The organism is Microbacterium sp. Mcb102 (assembly GCF_024519805.1).
Taxonomy (GTDB): Bacteria; Actinomycetota; Actinomycetes; order Actinomycetales; family Microbacteriaceae; genus Microbacterium.
In genome coordinates this window covers 170131-187275 of the sequence record NZ_JALJRG010000002.1, presented here as the reverse complement: position 1 = coordinate 187275, position 17145 = coordinate 170131, and the positions used below count along the sequence as shown (strand labels likewise).

At 67.6% G+C, this 17145-nt stretch carries 20 protein-coding genes; 19 read left to right on the top strand and 1 reads right to left on the bottom strand.

Translation table 11 applies throughout. The features are described 5' to 3' along the window. Positions 1-108: 108 nt before the first annotated feature. The 10 genes from secY to rplQ all read left to right on the top strand — a co-directional run bounded on the left by secY (position 109) and on the right by rplQ (position 6820). On the top strand, positions 109-1431 hold the full coding sequence (gene secY / locus OC372_RS07070) for a preprotein translocase subunit SecY (RefSeq protein ID WP_029260928.1): 1323 nt from the start codon (positions 109-111) through the stop codon (positions 1429-1431). Continuing rightward, the gene (locus OC372_RS07065; RefSeq protein ID WP_029260929.1) at positions 1428-2033 is read left to right on the top strand and encodes an adenylate kinase; all 606 of its coding nucleotides are present in this window, start codon (positions 1428-1430) and stop codon (positions 2031-2033) included. The genes secY and OC372_RS07065 overlap by 4 nt, the downstream gene beginning before the upstream one ends. Position 2034: 1 nt before the next feature. Beyond that, positions 2035-2886, top strand: coding sequence for a type I methionyl aminopeptidase (gene map / locus OC372_RS07060; RefSeq protein ID WP_262001339.1), 852 nt, complete (start codon positions 2035-2037; stop codon positions 2884-2886). After that, positions 2886-3551, top strand: coding sequence for a DsbA family protein (locus OC372_RS07055; RefSeq protein ID WP_029260931.1), 666 nt, complete (start codon positions 2886-2888; stop codon positions 3549-3551). The genes map and OC372_RS07055 overlap by 1 nt, the downstream gene beginning before the upstream one ends. A 165-nt stretch (positions 3552-3716) precedes the next feature. After that, on the top strand, positions 3717-3938 hold the full coding sequence (gene infA, locus OC372_RS07050; protein ID WP_017201569.1) for a translation initiation factor IF-1: 222 nt from the start codon (positions 3717-3719) through the stop codon (positions 3936-3938). 64 nt (positions 3939-4002) lie between these two features. Then, positions 4003-4119 carry a 50S ribosomal protein L36 gene (gene rpmJ / locus OC372_RS07045; protein WP_005050492.1) on the top strand — a complete coding sequence of 39 codons (117 nt, stop codon included), beginning with the start codon at positions 4003-4005 and terminating at the stop codon, positions 4117-4119. 178 nt (positions 4120-4297) lie between these two features. Next, complete coding sequence (gene rpsM / locus OC372_RS07040) at positions 4298-4672, top strand: 30S ribosomal protein S13 (RefSeq protein WP_017829190.1); 375 nt, start codon at positions 4298-4300, stop codon at positions 4670-4672. A 31-nt stretch (positions 4673-4703) separates the two neighbouring features. Beyond that, a complete protein-coding gene (gene rpsK / locus OC372_RS07035) occupies positions 4704-5102 on the top strand; it encodes a 30S ribosomal protein S11 (protein ID WP_017829189.1) in 399 nt (132 codons plus the stop codon). Positions 5103-5236: 134 nt separating this feature from the next. Then, complete coding sequence (locus OC372_RS07030; protein ID WP_029260932.1) at positions 5237-6226, top strand: DNA-directed RNA polymerase subunit alpha; 990 nt, start codon at positions 5237-5239, stop codon at positions 6224-6226. Between the two features lie 33 nt (positions 6227-6259). Continuing rightward, positions 6260-6820: a 50S ribosomal protein L17 gene (gene rplQ, locus OC372_RS07025; protein ID WP_105710441.1), complete on the top strand. Its 561-nt coding sequence runs from the start codon at positions 6260-6262 to the stop codon at positions 6818-6820. Between the two features lie 86 nt (positions 6821-6906). On the opposite strand, the gene OC372_RS07020 is transcribed toward rplQ, so the two are convergent. Next, positions 6907-7452, bottom strand: coding sequence for a helix-turn-helix domain-containing protein (locus OC372_RS07020; protein WP_036302868.1), 546 nt, complete (start codon positions 7450-7452; stop codon positions 6907-6909). Between the two features lie 176 nt (positions 7453-7628). On the opposite strand from OC372_RS07020, the gene OC372_RS07015 reads away from it, so the two are divergent. From OC372_RS07015 to OC372_RS06975, 9 genes are all read left to right on the top strand, one after another. After that, positions 7629-9227, top strand: coding sequence for an ABC transporter substrate-binding protein (locus tag OC372_RS07015; RefSeq protein ID WP_262001338.1), 1599 nt, complete (start codon positions 7629-7631; stop codon positions 9225-9227). A gap of 80 nt (positions 9228-9307) precedes the next feature. Further along, positions 9308-10330: an ABC transporter permease gene (locus OC372_RS07010; protein ID WP_262001337.1), complete on the top strand. Its 1023-nt coding sequence runs from the start codon at positions 9308-9310 to the stop codon at positions 10328-10330. Continuing rightward, positions 10327-11232: an ABC transporter permease gene (locus OC372_RS07005; protein ID WP_091029577.1), complete on the top strand. Its 906-nt coding sequence runs from the start codon at positions 10327-10329 to the stop codon at positions 11230-11232. The genes OC372_RS07010 and OC372_RS07005 overlap by 4 nt, the downstream gene beginning before the upstream one ends. After that, positions 11229-12053 carry an ABC transporter ATP-binding protein gene (locus OC372_RS07000; RefSeq protein ID WP_262001336.1) on the top strand — a complete coding sequence of 275 codons (825 nt, stop codon included), beginning with the start codon at positions 11229-11231 and terminating at the stop codon, positions 12051-12053. The genes OC372_RS07005 and OC372_RS07000 overlap by 4 nt, the downstream gene beginning before the upstream one ends. Beyond that, the gene (locus OC372_RS06995; protein WP_262001335.1) at positions 12050-12886 is read left to right on the top strand and encodes an ABC transporter ATP-binding protein; all 837 of its coding nucleotides are present in this window, start codon (positions 12050-12052) and stop codon (positions 12884-12886) included. Before OC372_RS07000 ends, OC372_RS06995 begins: the two co-directional genes overlap by 4 nt. Further along, on the top strand, positions 12883-14109 hold the full coding sequence (locus OC372_RS06990) for an amidohydrolase family protein (RefSeq protein WP_262001334.1): 1227 nt from the start codon (positions 12883-12885) through the stop codon (positions 14107-14109). The genes OC372_RS06995 and OC372_RS06990 overlap by 4 nt, the downstream gene beginning before the upstream one ends. Further along, positions 14106-15800: a DUF885 domain-containing protein gene (locus OC372_RS06985; RefSeq protein ID WP_262001333.1), complete on the top strand. Its 1695-nt coding sequence runs from the start codon at positions 14106-14108 to the stop codon at positions 15798-15800. The genes OC372_RS06990 and OC372_RS06985 overlap by 4 nt, the downstream gene beginning before the upstream one ends. After that, entirely contained in the window at positions 15797-16186 is a 390-nt protein-coding gene (locus tag OC372_RS06980; RefSeq protein WP_262001332.1) for a YybH family protein, read from the top strand. Before OC372_RS06985 ends, OC372_RS06980 begins: the two co-directional genes overlap by 4 nt. 29 nt (positions 16187-16215) lie before the next feature. After that, on the top strand, positions 16216-17145 hold the full coding sequence (locus OC372_RS06975) for a dihydrodipicolinate synthase family protein (RefSeq protein WP_262001331.1): 930 nt from the start codon (positions 16216-16218) through the stop codon (positions 17143-17145).

Below are 17145 nucleotides of genomic sequence, written 5' to 3'. Positions count from 1 at the left end.
GCATCCGGCGGGCCTGGTATCGGTGACGAATTCCGGGAACCCCGGATTGCGTTACCCTGGTCTTTCAGCCGTCCTTCGGGAATCGGCAACTTTTCAGGAGGAACGTCCTTGTTTAGCGCCATCGCGCGGATCTTCCGCACCCCGGACCTGCGTCGGAAGATCGGTTTCACCCTCGCCATCATCGCGATCTACCGTCTCGGCTCCAACGTCCCTGCGCCGTTCGTGAACTTCCCGAACGTCGAGGAGTGCCTCGCGGCGAACGCGGGCACCGACGGCCTGCTCGGACTGGTCAACCTCTTCTCCGGTGGCGCGCTGCTGCAGCTGTCGATCTTCGCGCTCGGCGTCATGCCGTACATCACGGCGACGATCATCACCCAGCTCCTTCGCGTGGTGATCCCGCACTTCGAGGCGCTGCACAAGGAAGGACAGGCCGGTCAGGCCCGTCTGACCCAGTACACGCGGTACCTCACCATCGCGCTCGCGCTCCTCCAGTCGACGACGCTCGTGACGGTGGCGCGAAGTGGCCAGCTGTTCGGATCCACCGATCTCGCCGCCTGCCAGCAGTTGCTGACCAATGACGTGTGGTGGGCGCAGCTGCTCATCATCATGACCATGACGGCCGGTACCGGTCTCATCATGTGGTTCGCCGAGCTGGTCACCGAGCGCGGCATCGGCAACGGCATGTCGCTGCTCATCTTCACCTCCATCGCCGCGACGTTCCCCGGTGCCATGGGCCTCATCTGGCAGACCAAGGGCTTCGAGGTCTTCCTCCTCGTGCTGCTGGTGGGAATCATCGTCATGGGGCTCGTCGTCTTCGTCGAGCAATCCCAGCGACGGATCCCCGTGCAGTACGCCAAGCGCATGGTCGGTCGCCGCACGTACGGCGGCACCAACACGTACATCCCGATCAAGGTGAACATGGCGGGTGTGATCCCCGTGATCTTCGCGTCGTCGCTGCTGTACATCCCGGCTCTCATCGCGCAGTTCAACACTCCGCAGGACGGATCCACGCCGCCCGAGTGGGTCAGCTGGATCACCGCGAACTTCACCACGGGCAACAGCCCGGTGTACATGGCCGCCTACTTCCTGCTGATCATCGGCTTCACCTACTTCTACGTGGCGATCACGTTCAACCCGGTCGAGGTCGCGGACAACATGAAGAAGTACGGCGGGTTCATCCCCGGCATCCGTGCGGGTCGCCCGACCGCCGAGTACCTCGACTACGTGCTCACCCGCATCACGCTCCCGGGCTCGCTGTACCTCGGTCTGATCGCGCTCATCCCGCTGATCGCACTGGCCACGGTCGGCGCGAACCAGAACTTCCCGTTCGGCGGCGCCTCGATCCTCATCATCGTGGGTGTGGGTCTCGAGACGGTCAAGCAGATCGACGCTCAGCTGCAGCAGCGACACTATGAAGGGCTCCTCCGATGACAGCATCCGCACGTCTTCTCATCGTCGGCCCGCAGGGCTCCGGCAAGGGCACGCAGGGCGTGCGCATCGCCGAGTCCTACGGCATCCCGGTCGTCTCGACCGGTGACATCTTCCGCGCGAACATCAAGGAGGGGACGCCGCTGGGCCAGCAGGTCACGGCGATCCTCGACAAGGGTGACCTCGTTCCGGACGAGCTGACGAGCGAGATCGTGCGCGACCGGCTGTCGCAGGACGACGCAGCCCACGGGTTCCTGCTCGACGGGTACCCGCGCAACACTGCGCAGGTCGCCCACCTGGAGTCGTTCCTCGCGGGGCGGGGGGAGTCGCTCGACGCGGTCATCCTCCTCGACGTGCCACGTGAGGAGAGCCTGGAGCGTCTGACGCTCCGCGCCACCGAGCAGGGCCGCTCCGACGACACCCCGGAGGCCATCGGCCACCGTCTCGACATCTACGAGCGGGAGACCGCTCCGATCATCGAGGTGTACGGTGCCAAGGGCATCGTCGACCGCATCGACGGTACCGGCGCTCTCGACGACGTCACCGAGCGGATCACGGCGGCTCTGGCCGCCCGCGGCCTGCGCCTCGCGGCCTCCGCCTCCTGAGATGTTCCGCCGGTCGATCTACAAGACCCCGGCTCAGCTGCGAGCGATGGTGGAGCCTGGGCTCATCACGGCCGCAGCGCTGGATGCCGTCCGCCCGCTGATCAAGGCCGGCGTGACGACCCTCGAGCTGGACGCGATGGCCAGCCGCACGATCCTGGCCCGCGGCGCGGAGTCGAACTTCCAGCTGGTGCGCGGCTACCATCACACGACGTGCATCTCGGTGAACGAGCAGGTCGTGCACGGGATCCCGGGTGAGCGCGTGCTGCAGCCCGGCGACATCGTCTCGGTCGACTGCGGCGCGCAGTTCAAGGGCTGGAACGGCGACAGTGCGATCACGGTCGTGGTTCCCGACCCGGAGCGGCCGGAACTGGTCGCGCAGCGCGAAGAGCTCTCCCGCGTGACCGAGGGATCCATGTGGGCGGGGATCGCCGCGATGGCATCCGTCTCGTCGATCGATGAGATCGGCGCGGCCATCCAGGACTACATCGAGGCTCAGGGCCCATCGGCGGTGTCGGGGGACCCGTACGGCATCCTCCGTGAGTATGTCGGGCACGGCATCGGCCGCAAGATGCACGAAGCCCCCAGTGTCTTCAACTACCGCACGCCCGACCGTGGCGAAGACGTCAAACCCGGTCTCGTGCTCGCGATCGAGCCGATGGTCACCGCGGGTGGGGATTCGACGTTCATCGAGGATGATGACTGGACCGTCACGACGGTCGACGGCACGGACGGCTCCCATTGGGAACATAGCGTCGCCCTGCATGATGGGGGTATCTGGGTGCTGACTGCGCCCGATGGCGGAAGAGCCGGACTCGCTCCATTCGGAGTCGAGCCTCGAGAGATCGGAAAGTAATGGCAGCGGCGAAGAGCAACACCAACTGGTTCGCGATCGGCGTCTCCATCGCCGTGGTCGTGGTGCTGGTGGCGATCGGTGGACTCGTGGTGTTCCTCAACAACCAGGCCACCTCGCCCGGCGCGGCACCGAAGGCCAACGACACGTTCAATTCAGAGACCGGTGCGATCTCGTTCGGTGACGGCGAGGACACTGTCGCGGTCTTCGTCGACTTCCAGTGCCCGATCTGCGCCAGCTTCGAGGAGCAGTACGGCGAGCAGCTGGAAGCCGCTGCCGCCGACGGTCGCATCACCCTCGAGTACCACCCCATCGCGATTCTGGACCGCTACTCGCAGGGCACCGAGTACTCGTCTCGCTCCGCCGGCGCGGCCTTCTGCGTTGCGGAGTCGAACCCGGATCTCTACCTCGACTACTCCAAGACGCTGTTCGACAACCAGCCGGCAGAGAATTCCGCGGGTCTCACCACGGATCAGCTCGCCGACTTCGCATCGCAGGTCGGCGCTGACGATGCGGTCTCGTGCATCACTGACGAGACCTATCGCAAGTTCGGAGCGGCGCAGGCGAAGGCTCATGAAATCGGGGGCACGCCGACCATCGAGGTCAACGGCAAGCGCCTCGACCTGCAGGCCGGCGAGATCACCGAGATGGAGAAGCTGATCGGTTGATCCGACAGCTGTCCGCCACGGGCGGTCAAGTTGCCGGATGACTCCGGAGCGTCTAACATAGATCTTTGGTGCTTTGCGCCTTGATTCGGCGTGTCCGTCGGCGCAGCACCACAAACCCAATCACCCACCGCAGATCGACCGATCTGCAGAAGCGTCAGCGAGGCTATGGCTAAGAAAGACGGTGTCATCGAGATCGAGGGCGTGATCTCCGAGGCTCTGCCCAACGCGATGTTCCGCGTTGAGCTCAGCAACGGACACAAGGTCCTTGCAACGATCTCCGGCAAGATGCGGCAGAACTACATCCGTATCATCCCCGAGGACCGTGTGGTCGTGGAGCTCAGCCCCTACGACCTGACCCGCGGCCGTATCGTCTACCGCTACCGCTGATCGGTCGAGAAGTAACGGCCTGCCCCTGCCTGGGGCGGTACGAAGACAGCGAACAGGAAACATCATGAAGGTCAACCCCAGCGTCAAGCCCATCTGCGATCACTGCAAGGTGATCCGCCGTCACGGCCGCGTCATGGTGATCTGCAAGAGCAACCCGCGTCACAAGCAGCGCCAGGGCTGAGTCCCCGGCGGGCCCGCCGATCCGCTCGACGGGCCCGAGCTGCGCGGCATCGCTCACGCACATCTCATAACTGAAAACACAACGGCAGGATCAGAACCCGCGGAAGCGGGGGACACCTCGGGGCGGAGGCCCGGGCACCGATCCTGTTCCACACCTCCACAACACCCAGGAGAACCGCATGGCACGTCTTGCCGGCGTTGACATCCCGCGCGACAAGCGCGTGGTGATCGCCCTTACCTACATCTACGGCGTCGGCCGTACCCGCTCGGTCGAGATCCTCAAGGCGACGGAGATCGACGAGAGCATCCGCGTGAAGGACCTCAGCGACGACCAGCTGATCGCCCTCCGCGACCACATCGAAGGCAACTACAAGGTGGAGGGTGACCTGCGCCGCGAGGTTGCAGCAGACATCCGCCGCAAGGTCGAGATCGGCTCCTACGAGGGCATCCGCCACCGTCGTGGTCTCCCGGTCCGTGGTCAGCGCACCAAGACCAACGCCCGTACCCGCAAGGGCCCGAAGCGCACCGTCGCAGGCAAGAAGAAGGCCCGCTAAGCGCGGCCCCAGGGACTAGGAGAACACTTTCATGGCTGCACCCAAGGCCGCCGCGCGCAAGCCGCGCCGCAAGGAAAAGAAGAACATCGCGCTGGGCCAGGCCCACATCAAGTCGACGTTCAACAACACGATCGTCTCGATCACCGACCCGTCCGGGGCTGTCATCGCCTGGGCATCGTCGGGTGGCGTGGGCTTCAAGGGCTCCCGCAAGTCGACCCCGTACGCCGCCGGTATGGCTGCCGAGTCCGCAGCCCGCCAGGCCGCGGAGCACGGCGTCAAGAAGGTCGACGTCCTCGTGAAGGGTCCGGGATCCGGCCGCGAGACCGCGATCCGCTCGCTGCAGGCCGCAGGCCTCGAGGTGGGTTCGATCCAGGACGTCACCCCCCAGGCGCACAACGGCTGCCGTCCGCCGAAGCGTCGCCGCGTCTGATACGCGCCTCGAGCCGCTCGGCCCATTCGTGGTCCGAGCGGCTCGACGCCCGCGTACGGGCATCGACTTCCACAACTCAAAACCTCACCCCACCACATGTCATATAGCGGGCATGTGATCGAAAGGAACACAGAGTGCTTATTGCACAGCGTCCCACACTGACCGAGGAAAAGATCGTCGAGAACCGTAGCCGGTTCATCATCGAGCCTCTGGAGCCCGGCTTCGGTTACACGATCGGCAACGCGCTGCGCCGCAGCCTGCTGTCGTCGATCCCCGGTGCTGCTGTCACCAGCGTTCGCATCGACGGCGTGCTGCACGAGTTCAGCACCATCCCCGGCGTGAAGGAGGATGTCACCGAGATCATCCTCAACATCAAGCAGCTGGTCGTCTCCTCGGAGCGCGACGAGCCCATCACGGCGTACCTGCGCAAGACCGGTTCGGGCGAGGTCACCGCCGCCGACATCTCGGCTCCGGCCGGTGTCGAGGTGCAGAACCCCGAGCTCGTCATCGCGACGCTGAACGAGACCGCGAAGTTCGAGCTCGAGCTCACGATCGAGCGTGGCCGTGGCTACGTCTCGGCGACGCAGAACCGCAACGAGTACGCCGAGGCCGGTCAGATCCCGATCGACTCGATCTACTCGCCGGTCCTCAAGGTGAGCTACCGCGTCGAGGCGACTCGTGCCGGTGAGCGTACCGACTTCGACAAGCTCGTCCTCGACGTCGAGACCAAGTCGGCGATCAGCCCCCGCGACGCCGTCGCGTCGGCTGCGAAGACGCTCACCGAGCTGTTCGGTCTCGCCCGCGAGCTGAACGTCGAGGCCGAGGGCATCGAGATCGGCCCGGCGCCGGTGGAGGCTGTGAACTCCAGCGAGCTGTCGATGCCGATCGAAGACCTCGACCTGTCGGTCCGCTCGTACAACTGCCTGAAGCGTGAGGGCATCAACACTGTTTCGGAGCTCGTCGCCCTGTCGGAGACGCAGCTCATGAACATCCGCAATTTCGGCCAGAAGTCGGTCGACGAGGTGCGCGACAAGCTCATCTCGCTCGGTCTGTCGCTCAAGGATTCGGTGCCCGGTTTCGACGGCGCCCACTTCTACGGCGGCAGCGAAGACGAGTCCTTCTGAAACCCGACCTTTCTGACCAGGAGTTAGACGATTATGCCCAAGCCCACTAAGGGTCCCCGCCTCGGAGGCGGCCCCGCACACGAGCGCCTGATGCTTGCCAACCTCGCGGCGGCGCTCTACACCCACAAGTCGATCAAGACGACCGAGACCAAGGCCAAGCGCCTTCGTCCGCTCGCCGAGCGTCTGATCACCTTCGCCAAGCGTGGCGACCTGCACGCGCGTCGTCGCGTGCTGTCGGTCATCGGTGACAAGGAAGTCGTGCACATCCTGTTCTCCGAGATCGCACCGCTCGTCGCCGAGCGCGAGGGCGGCTACACCCGCATCACGAAGGTCGGCAACCGCAAGGGCGACAACGCTCCGATGGCCGTGATCGAGCTCGTTCTCGAGCCCGTCACCCCGAAGGCGAAGTCGACCAAGAAGGCTGCTGCTGCGCCGAAGGCCGAGAAGGCGGAGAAGCCCGCCGAGGTCGTCGAGGAGACCCCCGCTGAGGAGGCTCCCGCCGAGGACGCAGCCGAGGCCGGCGCCGAGTCGCAGGCCGAAGGCGAAGCAGCCGAGGCTGCCGCTGAGGACGCTGTCGAGAAGAAGTCCGAGTAAGCACTTCGCTCACGAAGAAGCCCGCCGCCCCATTCGGGGTGGCGGGCTTCTTCGTGTGCCGGGCGGTGGGCCGCGGCGGGGTCATATCACGGTGACGGGGGAGTGACCGAGACGACGATCGAGGTCATCGCGTCACTGGCGTTGATGTAGCGATGCGGCTGGCGGGAGTCGAAGGTGATCGACTCGCTGCCCACGATGATGTACGTCTGCCCCGCGATCTCGACGGTGAGTTCCCCGCTGATGACGAAGACGCACTCGGTCGACGGGTGGCCCCAGGGGTGTGCGGAGCTCGCGGCCCCCGGGGGGATGTCGGCGGTGAGGACTTCGAGGTCGCCGCGTCCCGGCGTCAGTCGCTCGTAGACGAAGCCCGCGTCGGATCCGCTGAGTCGATGCCGGGCGCCCGGCCGGCTGACGGACACGTTGGGGGCATCCGGATCGCTGAACAGCGTGGCGATCGAGGCTTCGAACACCTGGGCGAGCTTGCGCAGCGAACCGAGACTCGGGTCGGCCGAGCCGCTCTCGATCTGGCTGAGCATGCTGACCGAGAGGCCGGACAGGTCGGAGAGCTGCCGCAGGGTGAGACCCTTTGCGGCCCTGAGGGATTTGAGGCGTTCGCCGAGCACGTGATTCATCGATCCTTTCGATCGAACGGATGACTGTTGCATGTTCGATTTCAATGTGATTGTATCTTTTAATCGGATTGAAAATCTCGATCAGATTGAAATCCGCTCCCCCGAACGCGCGAGCAACCGGATCAACTTCCCAGAACTCTACTGCGTCCTGCCCCCTGATCACAGGAAGATCGACGATGACTTCATCCTTCGCGAAACCCCTCGCACTGGCCTCATCTCTCGCCGTCGCCGCACTCGTGCTCGCCGGTTGTTCAGCTTCATCGAACAATGCAGCCTCGGGCGGCGGTGGGACCCTCACGGTCGACACCTCGTTCGTGCTGAAGACCCTCGACCCGGGACTCGTCTACGAGCAGACCGGCAACATCATCGTGCACGCGCTGTACGACACGCTCGTGACGTACGAGGGCTCCGACGTCACCACTGTCGTGCCGGAACTCGCCAGCGAGTGGGTGCAGTCCGACGACGGCACGACCTGGACCTTCACGTTGAACCCGGACGCCACGTTCGCCGACGGCTCCGCGGTGACCGCGGAGGACGTCGTGTTCAGCCTCACGCGCCTGCAGAACCTCAAGGGGTCCTCCTCCCAGACCGTCGAGGGGCTGACCTTCGCCGCGGACGGTGACGACACCGTCGTCGTGACCAGCCCGACCCCGAACCCGAACGTCCCGGTCGTCCTCGCGATGCCCGCGGCGAGCATCCTGAACGCCGAGGAGGCGGAGAAGCTCGGCGCGACCGACGCGGCCGATGCAGCCTCCGCGGACACGATCGGCACGCAGCTCGACGAGGTCAGCCTCGGTTCCGGTCCGTACAAGATCAAGAGCTACGACTCGAGCTCGAAGGTCGTGCTCGAGGTGAACGAGGACTACTGGGGCGACGCCCCGGCCTACTCGCGCGTGGTCGTGCAGAACGTCGACGTCCAGAACCAGAAGCTCACGATCTCGCGCGCCAAGGCAGACGAGATCGCCCTGGATCTCTCCGGTCCACAGGCGGCCGAGCTCTCTGACGACCTCCAGGTCTCCGGGGTCGCCGACACGTCGTACTTCCTCAGCGTGAACCAGGACCCCGCCGTCTCGGAGATCACCTCCAACCCGGCGTTCCTCGCGGCTCTGCGTGCCAGCGTCGACGGCGCAGGCATCGCTGAGATCTTCGGTGAGGGTGCGACGGCCGCGGCCGGTCTCGTCCCGCCCGCATTCGGTGGCGCGCTCGACGAGTCCGAGGTGCAGCCGCAGGACATCGAGAAGGCGAAGTCGCTGCTCGAGGAGGCGGGCATCTCCTCGCCGAAGGTGAACCTCGTCTACCCGGCGATCACCTACCGCGGCGTCGACCTCGGCACCATCGTCACGAAGGTGCAGCAGGACGCGAAGAAGGCCGGCATCGAGATCGAGCTGCAGCCCGAGCCGATCAACGTCTTCCTGCAGTCGCAGTCCGAGGGTAAGAACGAGATCAACTTCTCGCCGAACAGCCTGAACTACCCGGCTGCGGACTCGCTCGTGAACAACATGGCACCCGGTGCGTCGACCTCGACGCGTGCGGGATGGACCGTGGAGCGCGCCGACCCGCGAGCCGTCGAAGCCAGCGACGCCGTGAACGCCGAGGTGACGCCGGAAGGCCGTGCCGAGGCGATGATCGCCTGGCAGAAGGTCATGAACGAGACTTCGCCCTTCGTAGTCCTCGCGAACAACGCCGGCATCGTCGTCGCCACCTCGAACCTGGTCGATGCGTCATACACGCCGGCAGGCTGGACGGTCGACCTCGCGGCCATCTCCGCGAAGTAGTCCGCCGCGGTCGGCCGCCTGTCCCTCCTGTCGGGCGGCCGACCTCCGGTTCTCACCACCTCACCGAAGGCGAACGAGCAATGCCAGCCCTCCTGCAGATGATCGGCCGCCGGCTGATCAGCGCGATCATCCTCCTCTGGGGGGTCACCGTCGTGACCTTCGCGCTCATGACCATCGTCCCCGGGGACCCGGCCGCCGCGAACCTGTCGCAGCAGGCCTACGACGACCCCGAGCTGCGTGCCGCGTTCGAGCAGAAATGGGGGCTGGACCAGCCCATCTGGGTGCAGTACGGCCGCTACATCGCGAACCTCTTCCAGGGTGATCTCGGTATCTCGCAGCAGACCCACCGCCCGATCACCCAGGACCTCGCGCAGTACATCCCCGCGACGCTCGAGGTGGCGCTGCCCGCCATGATCCTCGCGATCGTCATCGCCGTCGCGCTGGGCATGATCGCCGCCACCCGCAAGGGTTCGGCCATCGACGGCGGCATCCGCGGCGCGTCCCTCGTCGGGCTCTCCACCCCGCCGTTCTGGTTGGCGCTGGTCGCTCTGTACGTCTTCTTCTACGCGCTCGGACTCGTCCCCAACGGCGGGCGACTGAGCAACGAGTACGACCCGCCGCCCACCGTCACCGGCATGTACTCGCTCGACGCCGTGTTCGCCGGGCAGTGGGACGTGTTCGCCGACGCCGTCTGGCACCTCATCCTCCCCGTCGGCATCCTCACCGCGCTCACCGTCTCGGGCCTGCTGCGCTTCGTGCGCTCCGCCATGATCGAGGTGCTGGACGCCGAGTACATCCGCGCCGCCACCGCCAAGGGCCTGCCGGCGCGGACGATCACCTGGCGCCACGTCTTCAAAGCGGGACTGCTGCCGGTGCTCACGGTGACCGGGCTGATGTTCGCCTCGCTGCTCGGTGGCGCCGTGCTCGTCGAGCAGGTGCTCTCGTGGCCGGGGCTCGGGCAGTACGCCTACAAGAGCGCCCTCTCGCTCGATCTGCAGGCGATCCTCGGCGTGACGCTGTTCATCGCCGTCGTCTACACCTTGATCAACCTCCTCGTCGACGTGCTCTACACGATCGTGGACCCCCGGATCGGAGCGAAATGACCATCCTGTCCTCCGACCGGCTCGCCGTCGCGAAGGAGCCGCGGCGTCGCGGATTCCGTCGCAGCCGCCGGTTCACACCGCGCACCTCGTTCTGGACGCCGGTGACGGTGATCTCCTTCGGCGTGATCGCCGCGTGGATCCTCGCGGCGCTCCTCGCCCCGGTCATCGCGCCGTACGACCCGCTCGAGACGAGCGGACCGTTCCTGGACGCACCGTCGGCCGCGCACTGGATGGGGACGGACGACCTCGGTCGCGACGTGCTGAGCCGTGTCATCTACGGCGCCCAGCTCTCGCTGCCACTCGCCCTCGCCATCGTCGTGTTCTCGCTGCTCGTCGGCGGCACCGTCGGCCTCGCGGCCGGGTACTTCGGCAAGGCGGCGGACAACGTGCTGATGCGCGTGGCCGACCTCGTGCTCGCGTTCCCGCAGATCATCCTCGCCATGGCGGTCGCCGCGGCCTTCGGGCCGAGCGTCGGAAATGCCGTGCTCGCCCTCGTGATCGTCTCCTGGCCGCTGTACGCGCGGATCATCCGCAGCTCGGTGCTCAGCGTGCGCGAGCAGGAATACGTCTTCTCCGGACGACTGCTCGGGTCGACGACCCTGAAGTCCATCGTCAAGGACGTGATCCCCAACAGCGCCGGCCCGGCGCTCGTGATGGCGACGATCGAGCTCGGCAACGCCATCCTCATGCTCGCCGCGCTGTCGTTCCTGGGCCTCGGCCCCCGGCCCCCGGCTGCGGAATGGGGTGCGATGATCGCCCTCGGGTCGCAGAACCTCGGGAACTGGTGGATCAGCCTGTTCCCCGGCCTCGCGATCCTCACGATCGTGATGGCCTTCAACCTGCTGGGAGACGCCGTTCAGGACTACCTGGATCCGCGCTCACGGAATGCGAGGAAGCGATGAGCGACGCGACGCTGCTCTCGATCGAGGACCTCTCCGTCGTCATGCCGACGCCGGACGGCGAGATCGAGCTCGTGCACGACACGAGCATCCGGATCGGACAGGGTGAGGTCGTCGGCCTCGCCGGCGAGAGCGGCTCGGGAAAGAGCATGACGGCCTCGGCGGTCATGGGCATCCTCCCCGAGGGCGCGACCGCCTCCGGCCGGGTCCTGTTCGAAGGGCGGGATCTGCTGGCCCTCAGCACCCGGGAGCTCAACGAGGTGCGCGGCAACCGCATCTCGATCGTGTTCCAGGACCCGACCGCCGCACTGCACCCGCTGCTGCGGATCGGCACGCAGATCACCGAGCACCTCATCCACCACACCGGCGTGAGCCAGAAGCAGGCACAGGCGCGAGCGATCGAGCTGCTCGATCTCGTGCGCATCCGTGACCCGCGCCAGGCGATCACGGCGTACCCGCACCAGTTCTCCGGAGGCATGCGCCAGCGCGCGGCCATCGCGATCGCGCTCGCGTGCGAGCCCCGCCTGCTGATCGCCGACGAACCCACCACCGCGCTCGACGTCACCGTGCAGGCCGGCATCCTCCGTCTGTTCGACCGCCTGGCGCGCGAGACGGGAGTGTCGATGCTGTTCATCACGCACGACCTCGGGGTGATGAGCGCGATCGCCGACCGCACCTACATCTTCAAGGACGGCACCGTCGTCGAGCATGGTCCGACGAACGAGATCCTCAACACCCCGTCGCACGAGTACACCCGCGCGCTGATCGCATCCAGGGCGCAGTCGCTCGCCGCGCAGCGCACCCACCGAGGAGGCGCACGATGAGCGCGTTGGAGATCGACGACGTCGTCGTCACGCACCGCCGGCGCGGTGCCCCGCCCGTGCACGCGGTGAAGGGCGTCTCGCTGACCGTCGAACGCGGCCAGATCGTCGGACTCGTGGGGGAGTCGGGATGCGGAAAGTCATCGCTCGCCCGGGTCGCCGTGGGGATCGACCGTCCGACCTCGGGCACTGTGCGCTTCGACGGAGAGCCGCTGCATCCGCTCACGATGCGCCGCCGCCCGAGTCGCGACCGCGGGCTGCAGATGGTGTTCCAGAACCCGTACGCCTCGCTGAGCCCCCGTCGCTCGATCGGAGCGCAGCTGCTGGACGGTGCCCCCGATGCGCTGGAGCGATCCGCCCGTGCCGCCGAGGTCTCGCGACTGCTGCGACTGGTCGGGCTCGACGAGTCGGCCGCCTCTCGCTACCCCACCCAGTTCTCGGGTGGTCAGCGGCAACGGCTCGCGATCGCCCGTGCGCTCGCCGCCCAGCCCAGCGTGGTCGTCGCCGATGAGCCGGTCACGGCCCTCGACGCCTTCTCTTCGGCGCAGATCGTCGAGTTGCTGCAGGGCCTCGTCCGCGAGCTCGGCATGGCGATGCTGTTCATCTCGCACGACCTGTCGTTGGTGCGGGCCATCGCCGACGAGACCGCGGTGATGTACGCGGGTGAGATCATCGAGCGCGGTCCCAGCGAACAACTGTGGCAGCACGCGCAGCACCCGTATACGCAGCGCCTCATCGATGCCATCCCGGAGATCGGCCCGACGAAGCGGCTGCCGGGCAGAGAAGAAGACCTCGCGGAGGCCGTCGCGGCCTCCGCCACGGGAGGAGAAGCATGATCACCATCGCCGAGGACCGCCGCGTCCTCCTCACCCGAGCCCGCATCTTCGACGGGCGCTCCGAGCACCTGCGGGACGGGCTCGACATCCTCGTCGACGCCGACGGAGTGATCGCTGGGCTCGGCGCCACCGGCACCCTGGATGCCGGCGACGCACGCGTGATCGACCTGGCCGGACGGGTCCTCAGCCCCGGGCTGATCAACATGCACGTGCACCTGGGGCTCGCGCTTCCCGGGACGGCCGGGGCCGAGATCGCCTCCAAGGGCGACCCCGACCTGCTGCTGGTGATGGCCGACAGTGCCCGACGCACCCTGCATGCGGGTGTCACGACCGCGCGGCTGGTCGGCGAGAGCCGCTACCTCGACTTCGCCCTGCGCCGCGGGATCGACGCCGGGATCGTCGCGGGCCCCCGGCTGTACACCGCCGGACACGCGCTGTGCTGCACCGGTGGGCACGGGTGGGAGTCCGACGCACTGGAGGGCGACGGCGCCGACGACCTGCGCCGACTGACGCGCCTGCAGATCCGTCACGGCGCCGACCTGATCAAGGTCTGCATCTCCGGCGGGATCGCGGGAGAGCACGAGCAGATCGACACCCCGCAGCTGACCGACGACGAGATGGCCGCCGTCATCCAGACCGCGCACGACTGGGGCCGCAAGGTCACCGCGCACGTCGGACCGTCCGAGACGCTGCGCCGTGCCATCGAACTCGGCCTGGACTGCGTCGAGCACGGCTACGAGCTGACCCGCGAGGTCACCGACCTGATGAGCGAGCGCGGCGTCTGGTACGTGCCGACCATCACGGTCAGCCGCTGCGAGGAGTTCTTCGACGCGCAGGGCGTGCCCTCCTGGATGAAGGAACGCGCGCTCGGTGCGGGCCCGCGTCACTGGGAGAGCCTCGAGAACGCGATCGCGAGCGGGGTGCGCATCGCCATGGGCACCGACATGCCTCCCGCCGCGGACTTCGACGGCACGACCGCGACGGTGCGCGAGATGGAGTTCATGGTCGACGCGGGAATGACCTCGCTGGACGTCATGCGCTCGGCCACCTCGTCCGCGGCGGAACTGCTCGGAGCTGACGACCTCGGCGTCGTCGAGGTCGGTGCCCGCGCGGACTTCATCGCCACGGACACGGATCCGACAGCGGATGTGGCCGCGCTGCGCGGAATCGACTGGGTCATGCAGGGCGGCGCCGTGCTGCGGGACGACCGGGCCGGGCGGTGAACACCCCCACCTCGGGCACCTCGACCGCGCGCATCGCCGACGAGTACGTCGCGACACTCGCCGACCACGAGCCGGCCGCCGCGCAGGCGCTGGGCGTCACCGCTCAGGATCGGCTGCCCGATCTCAGCGCCGACTGGGCGGTCGAACGTCGCGCGCTCGCCGTGCGCACGCGCGACGCCCTGGCGACCGTCGAGCCGACGACGGAGGATGCCGCGCTGCACGCCGCTCTTCGCGAACGCATGGACAGCGACATCGCCCTGTTCGACACCGGTTTCACCGCACGGCTGCTCGCACCGCTGGCGACACCGGTGCATCTGGTGCGCGAGGCGTTCGACGACGTCACCGTCACGGATGACGCCGCCGGCGACGAGATCATCACCCGCCTGTCGGCGGTGCCGCGGGCGCTGACCCAGCTCGACGGCCGCCTGAAGTGGGCGCGCGCGGCGGGGGAGCGCGGCGAATTCATCGGCACCGGCATCGCCGCGGAACGGCAGGTGCGTGAGGTCGCGGATCAGATCGCGGGCTGGATCGACCCCGACGGAGTCGACTACTTCCGCTCCCTCCGCGCGGCAGATCTGTCCGCCTCCCGCCGCATCGCCCTGGATCGTGCGGCACTCGCGGCGACCGACGCGATGGCGGGCTTCGAGCGGATGCTGCGCGACGAACTGCTGCCGCACGCGCCGCAGCAGGATGCCGTGGGCGAGGGCGTCTATCGCGCGACCGCGCAGAGCTTCCTCGGCACCGAACTCGACCTCGACGAGGTGTACGACTACGGCTGGCACGAACTCGATCGACTGTGGCGGCAGGCGCGCGGCGTCGCGGGGGAGATCCTCGGCACCGGCGCGCCGGCAGACGTCTCGGTCGCTGCGCGCACGCTCGCGCAGGACCCGGGGCACCGCGTCGATGCGGACGACGTCGTCGGCTGGTTGCGTGATCGCCTGGACTGGACCCTGGATCGGGTCGACGGCACGGCCTTCACGCTGCCCGCGGACGTGCGCGATGTCGACATCGTTGTTCCGCGGGCCGCGAAGGGCGTCGTCTACTACACGCCCGGAGCGCCCGACGGCTCGGTGCGCAGCAAGATCGTCTGGACGATCCCCGCCGGAGCGACGTCGGTGCCGACCTGGCAGGAGCTCACGAGTCTCCATCATGAGGGCGTCCCCGGCCACCACCTCGAGCATGCGGTGAACCGGGCCAATGCGTCCCTGCACCCCTGGCAGCGCTACCTCTGCGAGATCCACGGGTATGCCGAGGGCTGGGCGCACTACTCGGAGGCCCTGTCGGACGAGCTGGGTCTGCTGCGCGATGCCCCGGAACGGCTGGGGATGCTGCTCGGACAGCTGTGGCGCACGGTGCGCATCGTCGCCGACATCGGTCTGCACACCGGCCGGCCGCTGCGGCGCAACGAGGTCACCGACCAGACGGAGTGGACGCCGGCGATCGCCCGCGACTTCCTGGTGCACTACGGCCTCGTCGACCCCGTGACCGCGCGGTTCGAGGTGGACCGCTATCTCGGCTGGCCGGGCCAAGCCCTGGCGTTCAAGGTCGGCGCGAAGCTCTGGGCCGAGGCGCGTACGGCGAGCACCGCATCCACTCTCGACTTCCACACCCGGGCACTCGCGCTCGGACCGATGGGGCTCGCGCCGCTGCGCGAGCGTCTGCTGCAGGATCTGACGAAGGAACACGCATGACCGCCACTGCCGAACTCGAGCACTTCATCGTCGACCTGTACGAGGACCTCGCCGACCGTGCCGCGTTCGATGCGCGCCTCGCCGACGACGTGACGGTGTGGGAGACGCCCTGGCCGACGCTCATGCACGGCATCACCGAACTCGACGAGCTGCGGGGGCCCGCAGCCGACCCCGAAGAGCGCCGGCGGACCCTGCCGAGCGTCGTGCCGACCGGCATCGTCACGAGCGACTTCGGTGACACCGGGGTGATCCGGTACGTGCTCGAGGTGCGCCCTGCGGCGGGCGAGCCGCTGGTCGAGCTCGTGCGCGTCACGGATGTGGTGCGTCGTGACGCCGACGGATGGCGGATCGTGCACCACCACGCCCAGGACATGCCGGTCGAGTGAGTCGCACGAGTCGGAGCAAGGAGAGACAGATGGACCGCAACTCCGTCGACTGGCACGGGTACATCCCGGCGATCACCACCCCGTTCACGCGCGAGGGGGAGCTGGACCCCGTCGCGTTCGAAGGGCAGATGCAGTGGCTGGCCGCGCAGGGGATGCACGGCGTTATCCTCGCCGGCACCTCCGGCGAGTGGTTCAGCATGACCGAGGCCGAACGGGCAGAGCTCTTCACCCTCGGCGGCCGGTTCCGCGCGGACATGCGGGTGATCGGCGGCTGCAACGCGTTCACGGCGGCCGAGGCGATCCGGCACGCGCACGCGGCGGAGGAGGCCGGGCTCGACGGTATCCTCGTGACGCCGCCGCCCTACATGGTGCCCACCCGCGAGGAGATCGTGGCCTTCTACCAGGAGGTCTCCGACGGCACATCGCTCCCCGTCACCGTGTACAACTGGCCGCGCGGCTGCATCGTCGACCTGAGCCCGGACCTCCTGAGCGAACTGGCCGACATCGAGAACGTCGTGGCGATCAAGAACTCCACCGGCGACTTCCGGGCTTTCCTCGACGCCATGTATCTCGTGGAGGATCGCGTGCGCTACTTCGGTGTTCCGACCAACGCGCTGGGGGCAGACCTCGCAACCCTCGGCCACGGTGACGGTCTCATGGGCTCCGGAGCCCCGCTCGGCAACGACCACCCCGGCTTCTGGGATGCGCTCGCCGCGGGGGATCGGGCGCGGGCGATCGAACTCGGCGCTCGCGATCGCGTGGTCATGACCAGCTGGTTCGGGCCGGACTACGGTGCGCAGTTCGGAAACCAGCAGGCGATCATGAAGACCGCTCTGCGCCTGCAGGGCGTTCCGGCCGGTTTCGTCCGCCGCCCCCTGCTCGAACTCTCGACCGAGCAGGTCGACCGTGTCCGCACCACGCTGGAGGGGCTCGGCATCGCGACCGTGCCGTTGTCGTGA

Coding starts and splice junctions, on each gene's coding strand:
- OC372_RS07065 (WP_029260929.1), top strand. CDS start 1,428: ATGACAGCATCCGCACGTCTTCTCATCGTCGGCCCGCAGGGCTCCGGC.
- map (WP_262001339.1), top strand. CDS start 2,035: ATGTTCCGCCGGTCGATCTACAAGACCCCGGCTCAGCTGCGAGCGATG.
- OC372_RS07055 (WP_029260931.1), top strand. CDS start 2,886: ATGGCAGCGGCGAAGAGCAACACCAACTGGTTCGCGATCGGCGTCTCC.
- infA (WP_017201569.1), top strand. CDS start 3,717: ATGGCTAAGAAAGACGGTGTCATCGAGATCGAGGGCGTGATCTCCGAG.
- rpmJ (WP_005050492.1), top strand. CDS start 4,003: ATGAAGGTCAACCCCAGCGTCAAGCCCATCTGCGATCACTGCAAGGTG.
- rpsM (WP_017829190.1), top strand. CDS start 4,298: ATGGCACGTCTTGCCGGCGTTGACATCCCGCGCGACAAGCGCGTGGTG.
- rpsK (WP_017829189.1), top strand. CDS start 4,704: ATGGCTGCACCCAAGGCCGCCGCGCGCAAGCCGCGCCGCAAGGAAAAG.
- rplQ (WP_105710441.1), top strand. CDS start 6,260: ATGCCCAAGCCCACTAAGGGTCCCCGCCTCGGAGGCGGCCCCGCACAC.
- OC372_RS07020 (WP_036302868.1), bottom strand. CDS start 7,452: ATGAATCACGTGCTCGGCGAACGCCTCAAATCCCTCAGGGCCGCAAAG.
- OC372_RS07015 (WP_262001338.1), top strand. CDS start 7,629: ATGACTTCATCCTTCGCGAAACCCCTCGCACTGGCCTCATCTCTCGCC.
- OC372_RS07010 (WP_262001337.1), top strand. CDS start 9,308: ATGCCAGCCCTCCTGCAGATGATCGGCCGCCGGCTGATCAGCGCGATC.
- OC372_RS07005 (WP_091029577.1), top strand. CDS start 10,327: ATGACCATCCTGTCCTCCGACCGGCTCGCCGTCGCGAAGGAGCCGCGG.
- OC372_RS07000 (WP_262001336.1), top strand. CDS start 11,229: ATGAGCGACGCGACGCTGCTCTCGATCGAGGACCTCTCCGTCGTCATG.
- OC372_RS06995 (WP_262001335.1), top strand. CDS start 12,050: ATGAGCGCGTTGGAGATCGACGACGTCGTCGTCACGCACCGCCGGCGC.
- OC372_RS06990 (WP_262001334.1), top strand. CDS start 12,883: ATGATCACCATCGCCGAGGACCGCCGCGTCCTCCTCACCCGAGCCCGC.
- OC372_RS06980 (WP_262001332.1), top strand. CDS start 15,797: ATGACCGCCACTGCCGAACTCGAGCACTTCATCGTCGACCTGTACGAG.
- OC372_RS06975 (WP_262001331.1), top strand. CDS start 16,216: ATGGACCGCAACTCCGTCGACTGGCACGGGTACATCCCGGCGATCACC.